Here is a 21,009-nt window from a genome sequence, read left to right as displayed (position 1 = left end):
CGTGATTTGACGGACGGCTTCTTTCTTAAAGCCTGGTTAATGGTTACCAGGCATTGTTAACCAGAACGGATGCCAATGGCTTGCTCAAGTGACGGCATTATCAGTACAACCAGCGCCCCACCTTGGCGGATTCAATCAGCATGTTAACGGTAAATGCGGGAGCTTCTGGCAGGTCTTTTTCACGCCTGAACAAATTTTTGAACAAGGTGCTTATCGGCGGATCAGGGTAATAGGTTTCGATATTGAACCCAGCTTTATCTACGGAGAACTCCTCAAAAAACTCCTCCATCAGCTCTTCCGCATCAGACCATTCCATTCCTATGTCAGTATCAATATCAGAATCCGGCGTTATTACAGGCTGCCGGCCAATAATAACTGCACCATAGTGCTTTCTGACAAGGGCAATAACACGTTCTTCAAGCGCCTCGGCTACCATAAGCGATCCTCTACACGCACGATTTTATTGTAGGTGATAACGCTCTCAGCACTGATTCTGGAGACATCATAGGCAAGGATAAGCCAGCCAACGACCGGTACCGTCCGGCCAACGAAAGTACCAATGTTCGCCACCATCTTTCGCCTTACTCTTTCTACGACGGGGTTTCCTATAAATGTTGGCAACCGTATCCCAAAGGGGAACTTGGCGTTACCAAAGACCTTGCGTGAAGCCACGCTGGCAAGAGACGTTCCCTCTTTGGCGTCGGCAGGTTTTTGCCTGGTCGGTAATACAGCCATACCCGAGACAATCGCGGCTACCGCCCCAACATCAGCGACACCAAGCTGTTGCATGGTTTTATCGACAAAGATCCAGAAGAACAGTTCACCGGCGCTGAGCCGTTCCATGCCTGCATAAAAGTATGTCCCACCTAACTTTTCAACGGTATCCATACCTATTCCCTCAACTAAACCTGCTCACAACATAACCAATGGTGTTAGGGTTTTCAATGCATCGATATGGGGGTTAGGTGAAGTCGTGAAGTAACATTTCATTGGGTTTGATAATGCCGCATTGCTTCTCATTTTAAGTGGCGCGGTTTTTCATTATTGGGCGGCGTGCTATACGGGTATTGCCATACTTTCCCCGACTCATGGATAAAAACATATTTATCTTCGACAAACACCGATAGCGGCGTTATCCCTGCTCGGCCTCTGCACTATGCCGGCGGCAATCATTGCCCTGCTGTGCATCACATGCGGCAAAAAGCCAAAAATTAATCCCGGCCGGAGCCGGGATCATTAAACAGCCGATAAAGGGCATCTTCAGCAATACGAAAAATCGTCACGCCCCTGCGGCAGGCTTACTTCGCCAGCACGCTGACCCACATCGGGCCTTTGCCTACCGGGTAACGCGCCAGATCCTTCAGGCTGCCGTCCGCCTGAATCTCATGCACTGCCAGATGGTCGGATTTTTGACCGACGGAGAGGACAAAGCGGCCGCCGTGGTCAATGTTGAAGCCGCGCGGCTGCTGCTCGGTCGGATAGTGGCCGATAACGCTCAGCGTGCTGCCGTCTGCCGACACCGCGAAGGCGCTCAGGATGCTGGCGGTACGGTCGCTGATATACAGGAAACGGCCGTCCGGCGTGAGGTGGATATCCGCCGCCCAGCAGGTGCCGTCAAAGTCCGCCGGCATCGCGTTGATGGTCTGCACCGTGGCGTAGCGCTTGCCGCCGTCTTCAATCGCCAGCACGTCCACCGTGCTGTTCAGCTCGTTCACCAGATAGGCGTAGCGTTGGTTGGCGTGGAACGCCATATGACGCGGGCCGGCGCCGGCGGCGGTCGCCACGCTCTGCTGGCTGTGCGGCGTCAGCTTCCCTTCCAGGCTCAGGTCAAACAGGCGCACGCGGTCTTCTTTCAGGCACGGCACCAGCAGCAGCTGGTTGGTCGGGTCGATATTGGCGGAGTGCGGCGCGGTCAGGCCATCCAACTGCTGCAGCGGCGCGGTGACCACGCCGTCGTGGCCGATCGGGCTGATGGTGGCGTTGTTGCCGCTGTAGGACACGGCGAACAGATAGCGCCCCTGCAAATCGGTGGAGAGGTGCGTCGGGCTGCCCGGCAGCGGCGCCATGCCCGCTTCCTGCAGCGTGCCGTCGTGCTCAATGCGGTAGCTCACCACGCCAAACGCCGGGCGCACGCCCACATAAAGGTGGGTGCGGTCCGGGTGGATCGCCATCGGCTGTACCTGCCCCGGCACGTCGACGGTTTGCAGCAGCGCCAGCGCGCCGGCGTCATCCAGCTGCCAGACGTGGATCTGCTGGCTTTCCGGGCTGGCGACATAAACGATTTGCTTCATGTTGACTCCTTACGAGAAAAAGAGAAACCGGTTTCATCTCAATCGGTTTTCTCTAGCTTACCTGACAAATACCACATAACAAGCCTGACGAATCAGCAAATTCCCTGTGGTTTTATCCGTTGCTGATCGGGTGTACTATCGGATTAATTTCCATACTAATTATTAGAGACAGCCATGAACTACCGCGTTATCGCCCTCGATCTGGACGGCACCCTGCTGGACACTCAAAAACGTATCTTGCCGCAGTCGCTGGAAGCGCTTGCGGCGGCGCGCGCCGCCGGCGTCAAAGTGGTGGTGGTGACCGGCCGCCATCACGTCGCCATTCATCCGTTTTATCAGGCGCTGGAGCTGGACACGCCGGCCATCTGCTGTAACGGCACCTATCTGTACGATTTCCAACGGCAAACGGTGCTGGCGGCCGATCCGCTGCCGAAAGAGCAGGCCAAACAGGTGCTGCAGATGCTTAAACAGAGCGGGATCCACGGCCTGATGTATGTGGACGATGCGATGCTGTATCAGGAGCCGAGCGGCCACGTCACCCGCACCCTGGCCTGGGCGGAAAAACTGCCGCCGGCGCAGCGCCCGACGCTGCTGCAGGTCGACAGCCTGACTCAGGCCGCCGACGACGCGCGTTCAATCTGGAAATTCGCCACCTCGCATGCCGATACTGCGGTGCTGCGCGAGTTCGCCGAAACGGTGGAAAAAGAGCTGGGGCTGGCCTGTGAATGGTCGTGGCACGATCAGGTGGATATCGCCAAACACGGCAACAGCAAGGGCAAACGCCTGCGCCAATGGGTGGAATCTCAGGGGCTGACGATGGATCAGGTGGTGGCCTTCGGCGATAACTATAACGACCTGAGCATGCTGGAGGCGGTTGGCCTCGGCGTGGCGATGGGCAATGCCGATGAGGCGATCAAACAGCGCGCCGATCTGACCATTGCCGATCACCTGCAGCCCGGCATCGCCGAAGTGATCCGCAGCCGCGTGCTGGCCTGAGCGCACATCTTCCCTCTCCGGGCGGAGAGGGATTAACGCGCCTCGCGGCTAATCGACACGCTTTTTACCTGCGCATACAGCCACTGGCCCGGCTTAATCGCCAGTTCGTCGCGCGCCCACGGCGTAATACGCGCCCACAGCACGCTGTCGCCGACCGCCAGCTTCACCTCAATCTGCCCGCCGACCTCCAGGCACTCCATCACTTTAGCCGGCAGGATATTGCGGATGCTGCTGTTGTGCGGCGCCTGCAGCACCAGCGACACATCGGCGGCGTTAATGCGGATGCGCAGCCGCGTGCCGACCGGCGCATCGACCGCGCTGACCCACAGCCGCTGGTCCCCCAGCCGCAGCGCGCTCATCGCATAACGCTCGTGGTGTTCGAGCACGCTGACGTTCAGCACGCTGCTTTGATCTTCCCGCTGCAGCCACGGCCGCAGCGCGTTGCTGGCCCATACCGCCTCCAGATCGCCGCAGGCCAGCACCTGACCGCGATCCAGCACCATCACCTGGCCGGCCAGCCGCAGGATCTCATCCATACTGTGGCTGACGTACAGAATCGGGATATTGACGTCCTGCGCCAGCCGCTCCAGATACGGCAGCAGCTCGCGCTTGCGCGGCAGATCGAGCGACGCCAGCGGTTCATCCATCAGCAGCAGTTCCGGCGCGGTCAGCAGCGCGCGGCCGATCGCCACCCGCTGTTTCTCGCCGCCGGAGAGCGTCAGCGGCAGGCGGTTCAGCAGCGCGCCGATGCCCAGCAGTTCGACGATATTGTCAAACTGCGGGCGCATCGACGCCGCCATGCCGTACTGCAGATTGCCGCGCACCCGGTAGTGCGGGAACAGGCGCGCGTCCTGAAACACATAGCCGATACGGCGTTTTTCCGGCGGCAGGCACAGGCCGCGCTCGCCGTCCACCAGCGTGCGCCCGTTCAGCACGATGCGCCCGCTGTCCGGCCGGGTCAGGCCGCCGATCGCGTTGATCAGCGAGGTTTTCCCCGCGCCGGACAGGCCGAAAATCGCCGTGATGCCCTGCGCCGGCAGGCTCTCTTTGACCCGCAGCTGCAGATCGCCGAGCCGCTGGCTGAAGTCCAGTTCTAACATTCAGCCCCCATCCGCTTGCGGCCCCAGCGGGCCAGCCACTCGGACGCCATCAGCGAACACAGCGACAGCACGATGGCGATCACGCACAGACGCGCGGCGGCGGCTTCTGCCCCCGGCGTTTCAATCAGGGTGTACATCGCCAGCGGAATGGTGCGCGTCTCGCCGGGAATATTGGAGACAAAGGTGATAGTGGCGCCAAATTCCCCCAGCGAACGGGCAAAGGCCAGCACCACGCCGACGATCACCCCCGGCAGCGACAGCGGCAGAGTAATGGTGAAAAATACCCGCCACGGGCCGGCGCCCAGCGTGCGCGCCGCCTGCTCCAGACGCTGGTCCACCGCCTCCAGCGCCAGGCGGATCGCCCGCACCATCAGCGGAAACGCCACCACCGCCGACGCCAGGGCCGCGCCGCGCCAGCTGAAACTAAAGCTGAAGCCGAACCAGTCATACAGCCATTCGCCGATAACCCCGCGCCGCCCCATGGCGATCAGCAGCAGGTAGCCCACCACCACCGGCGGCAGCACCAGCGGCAGATGGATAATGCTGTCCAACAGCGACTTACCGGGAAAGCGGCAGCGCACCAGGATCCAGGCGGTCAGAATGCCCAGCGGCAGACTGCACGCCACCGCCAGCGCGGAGACCTTCAGGCTCAGTTCAACCGCCTGCCACTCATACTCGCTCAGAATCATTGCCGTGGGGAAAATCCGTAACGTTTAAACACCGCCGCCGCCTGCGGGCTTTTCAGGTAGGTATAAAACGCGCTGACCGTCGGGCTGTTATGGTCTTTGACGATCGCCATCGGGTACTCCACCGGCTTGTGGCTGTCCGCCGGGAACACGCCGACCACCTTCACTTTGTCGCTGGCCAGCGCATCAGAGCCGTAGACGATGCCCAGCGGCGTCTCCTGTCGCTCCACCAGCGCCATTGCGCTGCGCACGTTGTTGGCGCGCGCCAGTTTCGGCGCCAGCTGCGACCAGGCTTTCAGGTTCTGCAGCGCCTCTTTGGCGTAAATGCCGGCCGGCACATGGTCCGGATCGCCGACCGCCAGGCGCTCGCCATTGAGCAGCTGCTGCCAGTCGGTCTGCGGCGTGATCGCCACCTTATCCAGTTTGCTGTCTTTGGCGGCAATCAGCACCAGATCGTTGTCCAGCAGCGTATAGCGGCTGTCTTTGACCATCTGCTGTTTGTCGATGGCGTAGTCCATCCACTGTTGGTCGGCGGAAATAAACAGATCGGCCGGCGCGCCCTGCTCAATCTGCCGCGCCAGCGTCGAGGAAGAGGCGAAAGAGGAGACCACCTGCACGTCTTTACCCTGCTGGTACTGCGTGGCAATCTCCTGCAGCGCGTTGGTCAGCGACGCCGCGGCGAAGACGGTGATTTTGTCCGCCGCCGACGCCTGCATCACCAGGCCGGATGCCAATACCGCGCCGCCCAGCCACCGAGTCCATTGCTGTTTCATTGTTGCTTATCTCCCCCGTCTCAGGACGGATTGCTTTCGTTATATAGAAAATAATATAACGATAGGCTGCGGCTTGTCATGCGCTTTGTCGCCTGCTTCTGCGGCGTTCGCCAAGAGATATCGGCCATCAGGGAAAAAACTTGAGATCCCCGCCACGCGTCGCGCGGCAGGGATAAGGAAGGGAGAATCAGCTGCGTTTTTCTTTCGCCGGACCGGCTTTGGAGAAGATATTGAATACTTCCGCCAAACCATAAATCAGGCCGAGGATCACCGCCATCACCACGGGAACCATAACTACAGCGAATACTAAACTTTTCAATAATTCCAACATGTTCGCCTCACTTGTACTGCCTTACTGAACAATGGCCGAAAACGGCTTGCTGGCCCTCTTGCGGCTATCAGTTTGCACCAAAGAAAATTCACGTTAAAAACAGGGTTATTGTAGCGGCTGAAGTCGCTATGTCCTCAGCCAAACGTGCTGAAATATTCGGCTATGCTACATCAACACGGGAAAAAATAATGCGATATTTGGCGCATTGTCGTCAGATCGGTGACAATGGCGCATCATATATCGCGCCAGCGCCGCCTCTGTGCCCATCGCCGGAAGCCCGCGCCGCGGCGGATAGCCACTTTTTGCAGCCTACGGAACGTACCATGCAGGCCGAAATACTTCTGACCTTAAAACTACAGCAAAAACTGTTTGCCGACCCGCGCCGCATCGCCCTGCTCAAGCAGGTGGCCCACACCGGCTCCATCAGCCAGGGCGCCAAACTGGCGGGCATCAGCTATAAAAGCGCCTGGGATGCCATTAATGAGATGAATCAGCTGGCGGAACAGACCGTGGTGGAGCGCGCTACCGGCGGCAAGGGCGGCGGCGGCGCGCAGCTGACCCACTACGGACAGCGGCTGATCCAGCTGTACGATCTGCTGGGACAGATTCAGCAGAAAGCCTTCGACGTACTGCAGGAGGACCGGCTGCCGCTCGACAGCCTGCTGGCGGCCATCTCGCGTTTTTCGCTGCAAACTAGCGCCCGCAACCAGTTTTTCGCCACGGTGACAGAACGCGAACGGCAGCAGGTACAGCAGCATATTCAGCTGCTGCTGGCCGACGGGCAAACCCGGCTGACCGCCGCCGTCACCGAACAGAGCGCCGACCGCCTGCAGCTGGCGCCGGGCAAAGAGGTGCTGGCGCTGATTAAGGCGCCCTGGGTCACGCTCAGCACCGACGCCGCCGACAGCGACGCGGCGGATAACGTCCTGCCCGGCCGGGTTGCCCATATACAGCCCGGCGAGGCGCACAGCGAAGTGCTGGTCACCCTCGCCAGCGGAGAAACCCTGTGCGCGACGCTGGACAATCAGCGGCTGCAACGGCTGAACCTGCAGCCGGCGATGCCGGTTAACGCCCTGTTCAATGCCGATCGGGTGATTATCGCTACGCTGTGCTGAATGCAATGTGTCGTTGCATTTTTGTCAATTGACATCCGTCGGCGATGCGCTTATTTCTAAACCAAATAGTTGCAAAAAAAGGAATAAGTGATGTCGTCATTGCGCATTTCGCAAGGTTCGTTTCGTTTAAGCGATACCCGCACCCTGTCGCTGGAGACGCTGGCGATCCACGCCGGAGACAGCTGGGCGTTCGTCGGCGCCAACGGCAGCGGCAAATCGGCGCTGGCCCGCGCGCTGGCCGATGAGCTGACGCTGCTGAGCGGCGAACGCCACGGCGACTTTCAGCAGGTGGTGCGCCTCTCTTTCGAACAACTGCAGAAAATGCTGAGCGATGAGTGGCAGCGCAACAATACCGACCTGCTCAGCCCCGACGAAGACGATACCGGCCGCACCGCCGCCGAAATTATCCAGGAAGAGCATCCGCACCCGGCGCGCTGCGCGCAGCTGGCGGCGCAGTTCGGCATCAGCGCGCTGCTTGAGCGCCGCTTTAAATATCTCTCCACCGGCGAAACCCGTAAAACGCTGCTGTGCCGCGCCCTGATGGGGCAGCCGGACCTGCTGATTCTGGATGAACCCTTTGACGGGCTGGACGTCGCTTCGCGCGCCCAGTTGGCCGAGCTGCTGGCCCAGCTGGCGCAGCAGGGCTATACGCTGGTGCTGGTGTTAAACCGCTTTGACGAAATCCCCGACTTTGTTCAGCAGGTCGGCGTGCTGGCCGACTGCACGCTGGCCAGCCAGGGGCCGCGCCAACAGGTGATGGCCGAAGCGCTGGTGGCGCAGCTGGCGCACAGTGAAAACCTCGCAGGTCTGGCGCTGCCGGCCAGCGAGGATCCGCAGCAGCAGTCCGCCCTGCCGGCGGATCGGCCGCGGATCGTGCTGCGCGACGGCGTGGTCAGCTATAACGATCGCGCCATCATCGATCGGCTCAGCTGGCAGGTGGATCCCGGCCAGCATTGGCAGATCGTCGGCCCGAACGGCGCCGGTAAATCCACGCTGCTCAGCCTGATCACCGGCGATCATCCGCAGGGCTACAGTAACGATCTGACGCTGTTCGGCCGGCGGCGCGGCAGCGGTGAAACCATCTGGGACATCAAGCGCCATATCGGCTACGTCAGCAGCAGCCTGCATCTGGAATACCGCGTCAGCAGCAGCGTACGCAACGTGATCATTTCCGGTTTCTTTGACTCGATCGGCATCTATCAGGCGGTGTCCGATCGTCAGCGCCAGCTGAGCGAACAGTGGCTGCAGCTGCTGGGCCTGGACGGCGCACGGGGCGAGACGCCGTTCCACAGCCTCTCCTGGGGGCAGCAGCGTCTGGCGCTGATCGCCCGCGCGCTGGTGAAGCACCCGGCGCTGCTGATCCTGGATGAGCCGCTGCAGGGGCTGGATCCGCTCAACCGCCAGCTGGTGCGCCGTTTTATCGATGTATTGATCGGTGAGGGCGCCACGCAGCTGCTGTTTGTCTCGCACCACGCGGAAGACGCGCCGCAGTGTATTACCCACCGCCTGAGCTTTGTCCCTGCCGGCGACGGCTACCGTTATCAGCAAGAGCAGCTACACTGATCTATCAGGCGGGGTTCGCTCCGCCTGCTTCCTTCTGTACGGCAATAAGGCCGCCCGACGCATATTTTTACTGACTGCACCGACCTTTACCGGTATTAGCTTGTGTTACTATCCGCCTTACCCCATTTAGCCGGCCATATATAACAGGTTGACGGAGCAATGGCGGTCTTTGAAAGCGGGTGTCGCATATTTATGTTAAAGGGATAATCGTTATGTGGGGCGTACTGTCAACTGCACTATTTTTCTTGCCGTTTAACCGGCTGATCGCCTGGTTGATGCTGGCGGCATCGGCCGGTATGGGCATCTATCATCAAATCATTACGCCACTGGGCGCGGCGTGTCTGGCCGTTATCGCCCTGGCCGCCGGGTTGCGCCATCACTACCGCGCCAATGCCGGACTGTCCGCCACGCTGGAAGCCCTGCTGGTCGCCAGCTGCGTGGCGCTGTTTTTCCATCTGCTGCCCGGCATCAATAATCAGATTATGGTAGACAACAGCAAGGCCGGGCCGCTCAGCGCGCCCTATACGCTGCGCTACAACTTTGATAAGGCGCTGCTGCCGTTTCTGCTGTTTGCCTGTCTGCCGACGCTGTTCAACAGCGGCAAAGCGGCGAAAAGCGTCGGTGCGCTGGCCTGGCTGCTGCTGATTGTCTGCGTGCCGCTGCTGCTGCTGCTGGCGGTGGCGCTGGGCGGCCTGAAGCTGGAAAGCCACTTCCCGAGCTGGATACTGCCTTTCATGATGGCCAACCTGTTCTTTGTATCGCTGGCGGAAGAAGCGCTGTTCCGCGGCTACCTGCAACAGCGGCTGACCCAATGGCTGGGGGCCTACCCGGCGCTGGTGATTGCCGCCCTGCTGTTTGGCGCGGCGCACTTCCCCGCCGGCATGCTGATGATGGTGTTTGCCACGCTGACCGGCCTGCTGTACGGCCTGGCCTGGATGTGGAGCGGGCGCCTGTGGGTGCCGATCGCGCTGCACTTTGGCCTGAATATGACCCATCTGCTGTTCTTTACCTATCCGTTTTACCAGCATCCTTAATCCCCGCCGCCGGCAGCGCTTGCCTGCCGGCGGATCACAGGGATGAAAACGCTACCACTCAGCCAATTGATCCATACGCAAACAGCGCGCCCACAGCCCTACAGCACCCGCCGGTAAAGATTCCTAGTTTAATGTAAACGATTCCATTATTCGCGTCAGATCACCTTTTCCTTCCCGCAGACGTGCTATATTTCTGCCATTATTTAGCTGAAGGTAGCCATTGAATACCGTATTACGCCAATGTAACCGCTACCATTCAGTATGAAAATTCCGAAGGAATGACTATGACGGACTTTAATCCTATCGATCACCCCCACCGCCGCTTTAATCCGCTGACCGGCCAGTGGGTGCTGGTTTCGCCTCACCGCGCCAAGCGTCCCTGGCAGGGTCAGCAGGAAGCGCCGGCGCAGGAAAGCCTGCCGCAGCACGATCCCGACTGCTTCCTGTGTCCCGGCAATACCCGCGTGACCGGCGACCAGAACCCGGATTATTCCGGCACCTATGTGTTTACCAACGACTTTGCCGCGCTGATGAGCGATACGCCGCAGGCGCCGGAAAGCGACGACCCGCTGATGCGCTGCCAAAGCGCGCGCGGCACCAGCCGGGTGATCTGTTTTTCGCCGGACCACAGCAAAACCCTGCCGCAGCTCAGCCTGCCGGCGCTGGAGCGGGTGGTGGCGGCCTGGCAGCAGCAGACCGCCGAACTCGGCCGTGACTACCCCTGGGTGCAGGTGTTTGAAAATAAAGGCGCGGCCATGGGCTGCTCCAACCCTCACCCCCACGGGCAGGTATGGGCCAACAGCTTTCTGCCGAACGAGGCCGAGCGCGAAGATCGGCTGCAGCGCGACTATTATCAGCAGCACGGCCGCGCCATGCTGCTGGATTACGTCCGCCGCGAACAGCAGGACGGCAGCCGCACAGTGGTGGAAACCGAACACTGGCTGGCGGTCGTGCCCTATTGGGCGGCCTGGCCGTTTGAAACCTTGCTGTTGCCGAAAAGCGCGCGACAACGTCTGACCGATCTTGACGCGGCGCAGAGCGCCGACCTGGCCGTGGCGCTGAAAAAGCTGACCAGCCGCTATGACAATCTGTTCCAGTGCTCTTTCCCCTACTCCATGGGCTGGCACGGCGCGCCGTTCAACGGCGCCGACAACGATCACTGGCAGCTGCACGCCCACTTTTACCCGCCGCTGCTGCGCTCCGCCTCGGTGCGCAAATTTATGGTGGGCTACGAAATGCTGGCGGAAACCCAGCGCGATCTGACCGCCGAGCAGGCCGCCGAACGCCTGCGGGCGGTCAGCGATATCCATTACCGTGAAGCCGGAGCCCAATAATGCGTTTGCCACCGCTGACCCAGAACGTTTTTACCCAGCATTTCGGTTACGCGCCGACCCTTACCGTACAGGCGCCGGGGCGCGTCAACCTGATTGGCGAGCACACCGACTATAACGACGGTTTCGTGCTGCCCTGCGCCATCGACTATCAGACCGTGATCGCCATTGCCAAGCGCGACGATCGCCAGATTCGCGTGCTGGCGGCCGATTATGACCATCAGGTAGACCAGTTTGACCTCGACCAGCCGATCGTACCGCATGAACAATTACAGTGGGCCAACTACGTCCGCGGCGTGGTGAAGCACCTGCAGCAGCGCAACGACCAGTTTGGCGGCGCCGATCTGGTGATTAGCGGCAACGTGCCGCAGGGCGCCGGCCTCAGCTCCTCCGCCTCGCTGGAGGTGGCCGTCGGCCAGGCTCTGCAGATGCTGTATCAGCTGCCGCTCGACGGCGTGGCGCTGGCGCTGAACGGCCAGGAGGCCGAAAACCAGTTCGTCGGCTGCAACTGCGGCATTATGGACCAGCTGATTTCCGCGCTCGGTCAGCCGGATCACGCGCTGCTGATCGACTGCCGCTCGCTGGCAACCCGCGCGGTGCCGCTGCCGGACGATGTGGCGGTGGTGATCATCAACTCCAACGTCAAGCGCGGCCTGGTCGACAGTGAATACAACACCCGCCGCCAGCAGTGCGAACAGGCCGCCGCCTTCTTTGGCGTCAAGGCGCTGCGCGACGTCAGCTGGCAACAGTTCAACGAACGTATGCATGAGATGGACCCATTAGTCGCCAAACGCGCTCGCCATATCATCAGTGAAAACGCCCGCACCCAGGCCGCCGCCGATGCGCTGGCCAGCGGCGATTTAACCCGCATGGGTCAACTGATGGCCGAGTCGCACATCTCCATGCGCGATGACTTTGAAATTACCGTGCCGCCGATCGACGCGCTGGTGGAGATCGTAAAAGCGGCGATCGGCGAACACGGCGGCGTGCGCATGACCGGCGGCGGCTTCGGCGGCTGTATCGTCGCACTGATGCCGCAGCGGCTGGTCGAGACGGTGCGCGCCGCGGTGCGGCAGGAATACCCGCAGCGCTCCGGCGGCCTGCAGGAAACCTTCTACGTCTGCACCGCATCCGCAGGAGCCGGCTCATGCTAAACGCCACGGAACAACAGCTCGCGCCGGACGGCCGGCCGTTTACCCTGACGACCCTGCGCAACGCCGGCGGAATGACGGTGACGCTGATGGACTGGGGCGCCACCTGGCTCTCGGCGCGTCTGCCGCTCGGCGACGGTGAAATGCGTGAGGTGCTGCTCGGCTGCGCCACGCCGGCCGACTATCTGCGCCAAAGCGCCTATCTGGGCGCCACGGTGGGCCGCTACGCCAACCGCATCGCCGATGCCAGCCTGCCGCTGGACGACGGTACGCAGGCGCTGCTGGCCAATCAGGGGCCGCACCAGCTGCACGGCGGGCCGGAGGGATTCCACGCCCGCCGCTGGCGCATCGCCCAGCAGGATCGGCAGCAGGTGACCTATCAGCTGCACTCGCCCAACGGCGATCAGGGCTTTCCCGGCAATCTGCAGGTCAGCGCCCGCTTCCGCCTGACGGACGACCACCAGCTGGAGATCGACTATCAGGCGCAGGTTGACCGCCCCTGCCCGGTCAACCTGACCAACCACGCCTACTTCAACCTGGACGGCACCGGGCAGGACGCGCGCCGCCAGACGCTGCAGCTGCGCGCGGATTATTATCTGCCGGTCGATGAACAGGGGATCCCCTGTGCGCCGCTGAACGCGGTCGACGGCAGCGGCATGGACTTCCGCCGGCCGAAAACGCTGGCGCAGGATCTGCTGCGCGACGCCGACCAGCAGCGGGTTAAAGGGTACGATCACGCCTATCTGCTGCAGCGCGACTGCCAGACGCTGGACACGCCGGCGGCGCAGCTGTGGTCTGCGGACGGCCGGCTGGAAATGCGCGTTTTCACCAACGCGCCGGCGCTGCAGCTGTACAGCGGCAATTATCTCGCCGGCACGCCGGCGCGCGACGGCGGCAGCTACGCCGATTACGCCGGCGTGGCGCTGGAAAGCGAATACCTGCCGGACAGCCCGCACCATCCGGAATGGCCGCAGCCCAGCTGCTGGCTGCAGCCGGGGCAACGCTATCACAGCATCACCCGCTATCACTTTTCTCCGCGTTAACCGGCGTCCCCGCGCTGCGGCGCGGGGAGTTTTGTTATAAATGCTTACCCTTTTCCTGCCGCCCGCTTCCTTCCTTTATACCCGGACGCACACTAAAATCAGCCTACGGTGATAAGCACAACCTCCTGTGCCGCGTCACAATTTTCGGCCATTCCGGCCGGTTAATAGCTGAAGGAACACCTATGCGACTGATTACTGCACTTCCGTTACTGGCAGGTTTGCTGCTGAGCGCCAACCTGATGGCCGCAGAAGCCCCGGCCAAAAAAGCCCCGTCTCCGGCGCAGGCCGCCCAGCAAAAACGTATGACCGACTGTAATCAACAGGCTTCTGCCAAATCGCTGAAGGGCGCCGATCGTACCACCTTCATGAGCACCTGCCTGAAAGCCGAAGGCCATCAGGCCGCCGGTAAGGCGCTGACCCCGCAGCAGCAGAAAATGAAAGGCTGTAATGCCGACGCCGCCAAGCAAAGCCTGAAGGGCGACGCGCGTAAAACCTTTATGAGCAGCTGTCTGAAAAAAGCCGCCTAATCGCCGGCCTTTGCCACGGCGCGCCGCATTTTTCCCCGCGCGCGCCGCACTTCCCGCACGCTTGAACGATTCAGCTTTTTCATCCTTTCAGACCTTACTTAACGGCAATAAATTGGCTATGGTTAAGCACTATCGATTGCCGTGCCCCCGGCCGCGGCAATATAATGATTTTCGTTATCATTGAAATGTCAGATTATTAAGGAGTTAAGCATGGCTGTAACTAAGCTGGTTCTGGTGCGCCACGGCGAAAGCCAGTGGAACAACGAAAACCGCTTCACCGGTTGGTACGATGTTGACCTGTCCGATAAAGGCCGCACCGAAGCGAAAGCAGCAGGCAAACTGTTGAAAGATGAAGGTTTCAATTTCGATTTCGCTTACACCTCCGTACTGAAGCGCGCTATCCACACCCTGTGGAACATCCTGGATGAGCTGGATCAGGCCTGGCTGCCGACCGAAAAATCCTGGAAACTGAACGAACGTCACTACGGGGCGCTGCAGGGTCTGAACAAGGCGGAAACCGCTGAGAAATACGGCGACGAGCAGGTGAAACAGTGGCGTCGCGGCTTCGCCGTTACCCCGCCGGAGCTGACCAAAGATGACGAGCGCTACCCTGGTCACGACCCACGCTACGCGTCACTGAGCGAGCAGGAGCTGCCGCTGACCGAAAGCCTGGCGCTGACCATCGACCGCGTTATCCCTTACTGGAACGAAGAGATCCTGCCGCGCGTCAAGAGCGGTGAGCGTGTGATCATCGCCGCCCACGGCAACTCCCTGCGTGCGCTGGTGAAATACCTGGATAACATGAGCGAAGATGAGATCCTCGAACTGAACATCCCGACCGGCGTGCCGCTGGTGTATGAGTTCGACGAAAACATGAAACCGATCAAACACTACTACCTGGGCAACGCGGACGAAATCGCCGCTAAAGCCGCGGCGGTAGCCAACCAGGGCAAAGCGAAGTAATTAGCGCCCTGAGGTAAAAAAGCCCCCGGTTTGCGCCGGGGGCTTTTTTTATGCGTCCGCCTGCGGGATTAACGGCCGCGGCGCGCCTTCACCGCCGCCGCCAGATCGCGCAGCACGGTTTCGGTGTCTTCCCAGCCGATGCAGCCGTCGGTGACGCTCTTGCCGTACACCAGCGGCTCACCGCTTTCCAGGCTCTGGTTGCCTTCCACCAGGTGGCTCTCAATCATCACGCCGATAATCGCCTTTTCGCCGCCGCTAATCTGCCGGCAGACGTCGGCGCTGACGTCCAGCTGCTTCTTGAACTGCTTGCTGCTGTTGGCATGGCTGAAGTCGATCATCACATTGGTCGGCAGGCCGGCTTTGCTCAGCCCCTCTTTCACCGCTTTAACGTGTTCCGCACTGTAGTTCGGCTCTTTACCGCCGCGCAGAATAATGTGGCAGTCGCCGTTGCCGCTGGTGTTCACAATCGCCGAATGGCCCCACTTGGTCACCGACAGGAAGCAGTGCGCCGCGCCGGCGGCGTTAATGGCGTCGATCGCCACCTTGATGGTGCCGTCGGTGCCGTTTTTAAAGCCCACCGGGCAGGAGAGGCCGGAAGCCAGCTCGCGGTGCACCTGCGATTCGGTGGTGCGCGCGCCGATCGCGCCCCAGCTCATCAGATCCGCCAGATACTGCGGCGTGATCATATCCAGGTATTCACCCGCCGCCGGCAGGCCGCTGTCGTTGATATCCAGCAGCAGCTTACGCGCCAGGCGCAGGCCTTCGTTAATCTGGAAGCTGTTGTCCATCAGCGGATCGTTGATCAACCCTTTCCAGCCCACGGTGGTGCGCGGCTTTTCAAAGTACACGCGCATTACCACTTCCAGTTCGCCGTTCAGCTCCTGACGCAGCTGCAGCAGACGCTGCGCGTACTCCTTGGCGGCGCGCGTATCGTGAATAGAGCAAGGGCCGATCACCACCAGCAGGCGGTCGTCGCTGCCTTTGAGAATGTTGTGAATCGCGTTGCGCGCCAATGACACCGTCTCCGCCGCCTGCTCCGTCGCCGGAAACTTCTCCAGCAGTGCCACAGGCGGTAAAAGTTCCTTAATATCTTTAATGCGTAAATCGTCGTTTTGGTAATTCATAACTTTTCCATTCGGTATCAAGAAGGGTATATCGCAATGCGCGGATCCAACCAATCTAGCCTGTGCGACAGGCGCTGTAAATCACTTTGCCCTGCTGACTTTTAACCACCGATTTGGCAGCAGAATGTGCTGTCAGATAACGGCAGCGCAGAAGCTCCTTTTTCGCTATGCTAGTCTCAGACCCCTGATGGACAATGGACGAACATAACGATGCTTTCCCTGCTGCTGGTTGACGATCACCCGTTGGTTCATGTCGCACTGGAAGCGGCGCTGATAAAATCCGGCCATCCCTATTCCCTGACCGCGCTGGCGGACGATGCGCAGGCGCTCGCCTGGCTCGGCCAGCACCGCTGTGAGGTGCTGATTCTGGATATCGGCCTGCCGCAGGTTGACGGCCTGCAGCTGTTGAAGAAGATCCGCCGCCACTATCCGCAGCAGCGTATCGTCATCTACAGCGCGCAAGAGGAGACGCCGTACGCCCGCCTGGCCGAGCAGGCCGGCGCCAACGGGTTTGTCCATAAGGGCGCCTCGCTGGAGCAGCTGGTGCGGTGCATTGAACGGGTGATGCAGGGAGAGCGCGTCTTCCCGGCCGCCGGCGGGCAGGAGGATCATGGCGCCGGCCCGCAGCTGACCGCCAAAGAGCTGCAGGTGCTGGGCCTGTTGAGTAAAGGGCTGTCCAACCTGCAGATTGCCGACATGCTGAATATCAGCAATAAAACCGTCAGCACCCACAAGAAAAACATCCTGCGCAAAACCGGCGCGGCCAATCTGCTGGAGCTGGCGGCGGTGTTTAAAGAGCTGACGCCGTGAGACGCCTGCTGCTGCTGTTCAGCCTGCTGACGCTGTGCGCCTCGGCGCTGGCCGCACAGCCGACGCGCTATCACCTGGTGGGCAACCTGTCGCTGCCGAATGACATGCTGCTGGCGCAGGAGAAAAACCCCTGGCGCGGCAAAACGCTGCGCGTCGGCATTATCAGCGAAAACACCAGCCCCTATAACATTCTGGTCGATGACGATCTGTACGGGCTGAACGCCGACTATCTCGACTATATACAGCAGGTGACCGGCATCCGCTTTGAGGTCCTCGGCTTCGCCGATCTCTCCCGGCTGCAGCAGGCGCTGCGGCGCGGCGAGGTCGATCTGCTGTATGGCATACCGCAGCGCGCGCTCGCGGGCCGTTTTCCGCTGTCGCAACCCTATTACGTCAGCAACCTGCGGGTATTGCGCGACCGCAACAATCAACGGCCGGTGATGCTCAACTCACCGACGGCGCGCGTCGCCGTCACCGCCCTGACCGATATGCAGGCCGGCGCAGCGCTGCGCGGCATCACCTCTCAGGTACAGCGCTATGATAATAACTTCCAGGCGGTCTACGCCCTGCTGAACGGCAGCGATGATTACTTTATTGCCGACGAGGCCAGCGCCAGTTTTATTATCGACCAGCTGCAGCTGGGGCAGCTGTATCAGGTGGAAAGCAGCGTTAACCTGGGCGCGCTGTCGTTCGTCTTTGCCAGCAACGACGCCAGGCTGATCGCTATGCTGAATAACGCCATCGCCGAGACGCCGATGGAACTGATGAACAGCCTGCAGAGCCGCTGGAGCAACAAGATCCCCAGCTATCTGGATACCGGCAACGCCGATCTGACGCCGATGGAGAAAAGCTGGGTCGCCGCGCAGCGCAGCGTGCCCTATGCCGCCGTTGAGAATAACTTCCCCTTTGTCTACCGCGGCGCCGACGGCCAGCCGCGCGGCTATCTGGTTGATATTCTCACCACCATCGGCCAAAACAGCGGCCTGCAGTTCACCCCGGTCTGGGCGCCCAACGCCGAACAGGCCGATGCGTTGGTCAGCAGCGGCCAGGCGCTGATGCGCGCCGCACTGCCGCTCACCGCCGACGCCAAAACCCGCTACAGCGCCAGTATGCCGCTGCACCGCGCGTTATGGGGCGTCTATGTGGGTCGTTACGCCGAAAATGTCTCCGGCTGGGCCGCGCTGCAGGGCAAGCGTATCGGCTTTGTGCAGGGCGATTTGGGCCGCAGCCTGATCCCCGCCGGCGATCGGGCGGTGCCGTTCAGCGATGCCAAAAGCCTGTATGACGCGCTGGCCAACGGCCAGGTCGACGCGTTGGTGGATAACGTGATTTCCGCCAATTTCCTGGCGCTCTCACGCTATGCCGGCGCCATCCGACTGGCCTTTCCCGCTAATAATATCGCCTACCCCATCGCCTTTGGCGTGCGCCCCGATCGGCCGCTGCTGCTCAGCATTCTGGACAAGAACCTGATGCAGATCCCGGCGGAGACGCTGCAGTCGCTGCGTGAAGCGTGGATTGTCGACCGCAGCAGTCTGATCGACGCGGTGAATGACAACCGCATGCCGCCGCAGACCACCTGGCTGCTGACGCTGCTGGCGGTGATTATCCTGCTGCTGTTGCTGTGGATTGTGCGTCGCTACCGGCAACAGCGCCGTGAACAGCGCGAGCGCCGCCAGCTTGAACAGGCGCGGCAACAGGCCGAAGCGGAAAACCGCATGAAGAGTAAATTTTTGGCGACGGTCAGCCATGAACTGCGCACGCCGATGCACGCCATCCTCGGCCTGTTGGAGCTGGAGCTGAAAAAAACGCCGGCGCCGGCGGGGCTGCCGGTGATTTATAGCTCCGCCGCCTCGCTGCTGAATCTGCTGAACGATCTGCAGGACTACGCCAAGCTGGAAAGCGGCTCGCTCACCCTGGCGCCCAAGCCGCTGGCGCTGCGCCCGTGGGGGCAGCATCTGCAGGCGCTGTACCGGCCGCTGCTCGGCAACAAGGCGCTGAGCTTCAGCGTACAGCTCGACGAGAGCTTGCCCGACGCCGTCAATATCGATGGTGAGCGTTTACTTCAGGTGGCCAACAACCTGATTAATAACGCCATTAAATTTACCACCCGCGGCTATGTGGAGGTCGGGCTTGCCTGGCAAGCGCAGGATGGCACGCTGCATCTGAGCGTCGCCGACAGCGGCTGCGGCATCGCCGCCGATGAACTGGATAAGCTGTTCCAGCCCTTTTACCGGGCGCGCGGCGCCCAGCGTATTTCGGTCCAGGGCACCGGGCTGGGGCTGTCAATCTGCAAAGAGATCGTTGAACAGATGGGCGGCGCGATTACCCTGCGCTCGCAGCCGGGCGTGGGCACCCAGGTGGATGTGACGCTGCCGGCGCCAATGGCGCAGCCTGCTCCGCAGTCGCCGCAGGATGCCGCGCCGGCGCTGCGCTTTACGCCGTCGCTGCGCGTCGCGCTGATTGACGACCACCCGACCAATCTGCTGCTGATGGAGCGCCAGCTGCGTCATTTCGGCCTGCAGCCGACGCTGTTTGAACGCGGCTACCCGCTGCTGCTAACCCACCGCCGGCATCCTTTCGATCTGCTGTTTATCGACTACAATATGCCGCGTCCGGACGGCCTGACGCTGGCGCGTCTGATCCGCCGAGATGAACAGCGCCGCGGGCTGCCCGCCAGCCATATCGTGCTGTGTTCCGCCGACGTGCAGGAGTTTACCCGCATCCCCGCCGGACAGCTGAATATTGACCATTTCCTCACCAAGCCGATCGCCCTGACGGCGATCGAACAGGTTTTAGCCAAAAATCCCGGTTTTAGCCAGCCCCAGTTAGCCCTTACTGACCTAAAAAATCAGCTGATAGCGCTCGGCGGCGATAATGTAGCCATGCAACAGCGGCTGGCCGCCACGCTGCGCACTACCCTGCTGGCCGACCGTCAGCGGCTGCAGGAGGCGCAGCAGCGGCAGGACTGGCAGGCGCTGGGCCAGGCGGCGCACCGCATCAAAGGCAGCCTGCTGATGCTGCAGCTCAGCGCAGCGGCGCAGCGCTGCCAGCAGGCCATCGACGCCGCCAGACGCGGAGAATTCGCCGCAGAGGCCTATACTGAGATTGACGCGGCCGTAGCGCAGCTGTTAAGCCAGCTGGACGCCGTCGCGCCGACGGATAATGATTAAGTATCACGTTAAATTAAGGACATAAGATGTCGGAAACCCCACACGTTCACCTGCCGAAAGACAGCAATAGTAAACGCCTGCTAACTGCTTTTTTAGTCACCGCCGGCTTTATGGTGGCCGAAGCCATCGGCGGCCTGCTGTCCGGCTCGCTGGCGCTGCTGGCCGATGCGGGACATATGCTGACCGACGCCGCCGCGCTGCTGGTGGCGCTGATGGCGGTGCACTTTTCACAGCGCAAACCAAACGCCCGCCACACCTTCGGCTATCTGCGGCTGACCACGCTGGCGGCATTCCTCAACGCGGCGGCGCTGCTGGCGATCGTCATCTTTATTCTGTGGGAAGCCATCCGACGCTTCTTCGAGCCGCAGCCGGTAATGGGCACGCCAATGCTGATTATCGCTATCGCCGGCCTGCTGGCGAACCTGTTCGCCTTCTGGCTGCTGCACCGCGGCGGTGGCGAGAAGAATATCAACGTGCGCGCTGCGGCGCTGCACGTGCTGGGGGATTTGCTCGGCTCGGTCGGCGCCATCGCCGCGGCCATTGTGATCCTCACCACCGGCTGGACGCCGATTGACCCCATTTTGTCGGTGCTGGTGTCCTGTCTGGTGGTGCGCAGCGCCTGGCGCCTGCTGAAAGAAAGCTTCCACGAGCTGCTTGAGGGTACGCCGCAGGAGATCGACATCGACAAACTGCAGAAGGATTTGTGCCTGAATATCGCCGAGGTGCGTAATATTCACCACGTACACGTCTGGCAGATCGGCGAACAGAAATTAATGACGCTGCACGCGCAGGTGGTGCCGCCGCATGACCACGACGCCCTGCTGCGCCGCATCGAGGCTTACCTGCTGAAGCATTACCAGATCGGCCACGTGACCATTCAGATGGAGTATCAACACTGCGATACGCCGGATTGCGGCATCAACCGGGCGCCAGAAGCGAGTGAGCACACACATTCACACTCGCATCTGGGCCATCACCACTGACGGGCGTGCTCCCGCGCC

20 protein-coding genes are annotated in these 21,009 nt (G+C 61.1%); 12 read left to right on the top strand and 8 right to left on the bottom strand.

Features of this window, described 5'->3' with window-relative positions; translation table 11 throughout:
• Positions 1–100: 100 nt before the first annotated feature.
• From I6G83_RS13200 to pgl, 3 genes are all read right to left on the bottom strand, one after another.
• The gene (locus I6G83_RS13200; protein WP_054307682.1) at positions 101–436 is read right to left on the bottom strand and encodes a DUF1493 family protein; all 336 of its coding nucleotides are present in this window, start codon (positions 434–436) and stop codon (positions 101–103) included.
• Positions 430–888, bottom strand: a complete 459-nt coding sequence (locus I6G83_RS13195) for an STM2901 family protein (protein ID WP_054307683.1) — start codon at positions 886–888, stop codon at positions 430–432. The genes I6G83_RS13200 and I6G83_RS13195 overlap by 7 nt, the downstream gene beginning before the upstream one ends.
• A 410-nt stretch (positions 889–1,298) precedes the next feature.
• Positions 1,299–2,291, bottom strand: coding sequence for a 6-phosphogluconolactonase (gene pgl, locus I6G83_RS13190; RefSeq protein ID WP_015671391.1), 993 nt, complete (start codon positions 2,289–2,291; stop codon positions 1,299–1,301).
• Positions 2,292–2,465: 174 nt separating this feature from the next.
• On the opposite strand from pgl, the gene I6G83_RS13185 reads away from it, so the two are divergent.
• Positions 2,466–3,287, top strand: coding sequence for a pyridoxal phosphatase (locus I6G83_RS13185; RefSeq protein WP_054307071.1), 822 nt, complete (start codon positions 2,466–2,468; stop codon positions 3,285–3,287).
• A gap of 32 nt (positions 3,288–3,319) precedes the next feature.
• Here I6G83_RS13185 and modC read toward each other — a convergent pair whose 3' ends face one another.
• The 4 genes from modC to I6G83_RS13165 form a co-directional block, all read right to left on the bottom strand.
• Complete coding sequence (gene modC, locus I6G83_RS13180; RefSeq protein WP_054307072.1) at positions 3,320–4,387, bottom strand: molybdenum ABC transporter ATP-binding protein ModC; 1,068 nt, start codon at positions 4,385–4,387, stop codon at positions 3,320–3,322.
• Positions 4,381–5,076 (bottom strand): molybdate ABC transporter permease subunit, encoded by a 696-nt coding sequence (gene modB, locus I6G83_RS13175; RefSeq protein ID WP_054307073.1) that lies wholly within the window; start codon positions 5,074–5,076, stop codon positions 4,381–4,383. Before modB ends, modC begins: the two co-directional genes overlap by 7 nt.
• Positions 5,073–5,846, bottom strand: coding sequence for a molybdate ABC transporter substrate-binding protein (gene modA, locus I6G83_RS13170; RefSeq protein ID WP_054307074.1), 774 nt, complete (start codon positions 5,844–5,846; stop codon positions 5,073–5,075). Before modA ends, modB begins: the two co-directional genes overlap by 4 nt.
• 187 nt (positions 5,847–6,033) lie before the next feature.
• Positions 6,034–6,177, bottom strand: coding sequence for an AcrZ family multidrug efflux pump-associated protein (locus I6G83_RS13165; protein WP_071889351.1), 144 nt, complete (start codon positions 6,175–6,177; stop codon positions 6,034–6,036).
• Positions 6,178–6,500: 323 nt separating this feature from the next.
• Between I6G83_RS13165 and modE the strand changes: the two genes are divergently transcribed.
• The 8 genes from modE to gpmA all read left to right on the top strand — a co-directional run bounded on the left by modE (position 6,501) and on the right by gpmA (position 14,904).
• On the top strand, positions 6,501–7,292 hold the full coding sequence (modE, locus tag I6G83_RS13160) for a molybdenum-dependent transcriptional regulator (protein ID WP_054307075.1): 792 nt from the start codon (positions 6,501–6,503) through the stop codon (positions 7,290–7,292).
• Positions 7,293–7,382: 90 nt separating this feature from the next.
• Positions 7,383–8,855 (top strand): molybdate ABC transporter ATP-binding protein ModF, encoded by a 1,473-nt coding sequence (gene modF, locus I6G83_RS13155; protein WP_054307076.1) that lies wholly within the window; start codon positions 7,383–7,385, stop codon positions 8,853–8,855.
• Positions 8,856–9,067: 212 nt separating this feature from the next.
• The gene (locus tag I6G83_RS13150; protein WP_054307077.1) at positions 9,068–9,889 is read left to right on the top strand and encodes a CPBP family intramembrane glutamic endopeptidase; all 822 of its coding nucleotides are present in this window, start codon (positions 9,068–9,070) and stop codon (positions 9,887–9,889) included.
• A gap of 284 nt (positions 9,890–10,173) precedes the next feature.
• Entirely contained in the window at positions 10,174–11,223 is a 1,050-nt protein-coding gene (galT, locus tag I6G83_RS13145) for a galactose-1-phosphate uridylyltransferase (RefSeq protein ID WP_054307078.1), read from the top strand.
• Positions 11,223–12,374 (top strand): galactokinase, encoded by a 1,152-nt coding sequence (gene galK, locus I6G83_RS13140; protein WP_054307079.1) that lies wholly within the window; start codon positions 11,223–11,225, stop codon positions 12,372–12,374. Before galT ends, galK begins: the two co-directional genes overlap by 1 nt.
• Positions 12,368–13,414, top strand: coding sequence for a galactose-1-epimerase (gene galM, locus I6G83_RS13135; protein WP_054307080.1), 1,047 nt, complete (start codon positions 12,368–12,370; stop codon positions 13,412–13,414). The genes galK and galM overlap by 7 nt, the downstream gene beginning before the upstream one ends.
• Before the next feature lie 182 nt (positions 13,415–13,596).
• A complete protein-coding gene (locus tag I6G83_RS13130) occupies positions 13,597–13,941 on the top strand; it encodes a PsiF family protein (RefSeq protein ID WP_054307081.1) in 345 nt (114 codons plus the stop codon).
• A 210-nt stretch (positions 13,942–14,151) separates the two neighbouring features.
• Complete coding sequence (gene gpmA, locus I6G83_RS13125) at positions 14,152–14,904, top strand: 2,3-diphosphoglycerate-dependent phosphoglycerate mutase (protein ID WP_015671378.1); 753 nt, start codon at positions 14,152–14,154, stop codon at positions 14,902–14,904.
• Between the two features lie 68 nt (positions 14,905–14,972).
• Here the strand turns inward: gpmA and aroG are convergent, their stop codons facing one another.
• Complete coding sequence (gene aroG / locus I6G83_RS13120; protein ID WP_054307082.1) at positions 14,973–16,028, bottom strand: 3-deoxy-7-phosphoheptulonate synthase AroG; 1,056 nt, start codon at positions 16,026–16,028, stop codon at positions 14,973–14,975.
• Positions 16,029–16,238: 210 nt separating this feature from the next.
• Between aroG and I6G83_RS13115 the strand changes: the two genes are divergently transcribed.
• From I6G83_RS13115 to zitB, 3 genes are read left to right on the top strand one after another with little or no spacing between them, the layout of a single operon-like run.
• Complete coding sequence (locus tag I6G83_RS13115) at positions 16,239–16,838, top strand: response regulator transcription factor (RefSeq protein WP_054307083.1); 600 nt, start codon at positions 16,239–16,241, stop codon at positions 16,836–16,838.
• Complete coding sequence (locus I6G83_RS13110) at positions 16,835–20,008, top strand: DUF4381 family protein (protein WP_054307084.1); 3,174 nt, start codon at positions 16,835–16,837, stop codon at positions 20,006–20,008. The genes I6G83_RS13115 and I6G83_RS13110 overlap by 4 nt, the downstream gene beginning before the upstream one ends.
• A gap of 26 nt (positions 20,009–20,034) precedes the next feature.
• Positions 20,035–20,991, top strand: coding sequence for a CDF family zinc transporter ZitB (gene zitB / locus I6G83_RS13105; protein WP_054307085.1), 957 nt, complete (start codon positions 20,035–20,037; stop codon positions 20,989–20,991).
• Positions 20,992–21,009 lie beyond the last annotated feature (18 nt).

The sequence above is a fragment of the Serratia rubidaea genome (assembly GCF_016026735.1).
Classification (GTDB): Bacteria; Pseudomonadota; Gammaproteobacteria; order Enterobacterales; family Enterobacteriaceae; genus Serratia_B; species Serratia_B rubidaea.
The sequence above is the reverse complement of the archived record's forward strand: the minus strand, read 5'-3'. Positions and strand labels throughout refer to the sequence as shown.

Coding starts and splice junctions, on each gene's coding strand:
- I6G83_RS13200 (WP_054307682.1), bottom strand. CDS start 436: ATGGTAGCCGAGGCGCTTGAAGAACGTGTTATTGCCCTTGTCAGAAAG.
- I6G83_RS13195 (WP_054307683.1), bottom strand. CDS start 888: ATGGATACCGTTGAAAAGTTAGGTGGGACATACTTTTATGCAGGCATG.
- pgl (WP_015671391.1), bottom strand. CDS start 2,291: ATGAAGCAAATCGTTTATGTCGCCAGCCCGGAAAGCCAGCAGATCCAC.
- I6G83_RS13185 (WP_054307071.1), top strand. CDS start 2,466: ATGAACTACCGCGTTATCGCCCTCGATCTGGACGGCACCCTGCTGGAC.
- modC (WP_054307072.1), bottom strand. CDS start 4,387: ATGTTAGAACTGGACTTCAGCCAGCGGCTCGGCGATCTGCAGCTGCGG.
- modB (WP_054307073.1), bottom strand. CDS start 5,076: ATGATTCTGAGCGAGTATGAGTGGCAGGCGGTTGAACTGAGCCTGAAG.
- modA (WP_054307074.1), bottom strand. CDS start 5,846: ATGAAACAGCAATGGACTCGGTGGCTGGGCGGCGCGGTATTGGCATCC.
- I6G83_RS13165 (WP_071889351.1), bottom strand. CDS start 6,177: ATGTTGGAATTATTGAAAAGTTTAGTATTCGCTGTAGTTATGGTTCCC.
- modE (WP_054307075.1), top strand. CDS start 6,501: ATGCAGGCCGAAATACTTCTGACCTTAAAACTACAGCAAAAACTGTTT.
- modF (WP_054307076.1), top strand. CDS start 7,383: ATGTCGTCATTGCGCATTTCGCAAGGTTCGTTTCGTTTAAGCGATACC.
- I6G83_RS13150 (WP_054307077.1), top strand. CDS start 9,068: ATGTGGGGCGTACTGTCAACTGCACTATTTTTCTTGCCGTTTAACCGG.
- galT (WP_054307078.1), top strand. CDS start 10,174: ATGACGGACTTTAATCCTATCGATCACCCCCACCGCCGCTTTAATCCG.
- galK (WP_054307079.1), top strand. CDS start 11,223: ATGCGTTTGCCACCGCTGACCCAGAACGTTTTTACCCAGCATTTCGGT.
- galM (WP_054307080.1), top strand. CDS start 12,368: ATGCTAAACGCCACGGAACAACAGCTCGCGCCGGACGGCCGGCCGTTT.
- I6G83_RS13130 (WP_054307081.1), top strand. CDS start 13,597: ATGCGACTGATTACTGCACTTCCGTTACTGGCAGGTTTGCTGCTGAGC.
- gpmA (WP_015671378.1), top strand. CDS start 14,152: ATGGCTGTAACTAAGCTGGTTCTGGTGCGCCACGGCGAAAGCCAGTGG.
- aroG (WP_054307082.1), bottom strand. CDS start 16,028: ATGAATTACCAAAACGACGATTTACGCATTAAAGATATTAAGGAACTT.
- I6G83_RS13115 (WP_054307083.1), top strand. CDS start 16,239: ATGCTTTCCCTGCTGCTGGTTGACGATCACCCGTTGGTTCATGTCGCA.
- zitB (WP_054307085.1), top strand. CDS start 20,035: ATGTCGGAAACCCCACACGTTCACCTGCCGAAAGACAGCAATAGTAAA.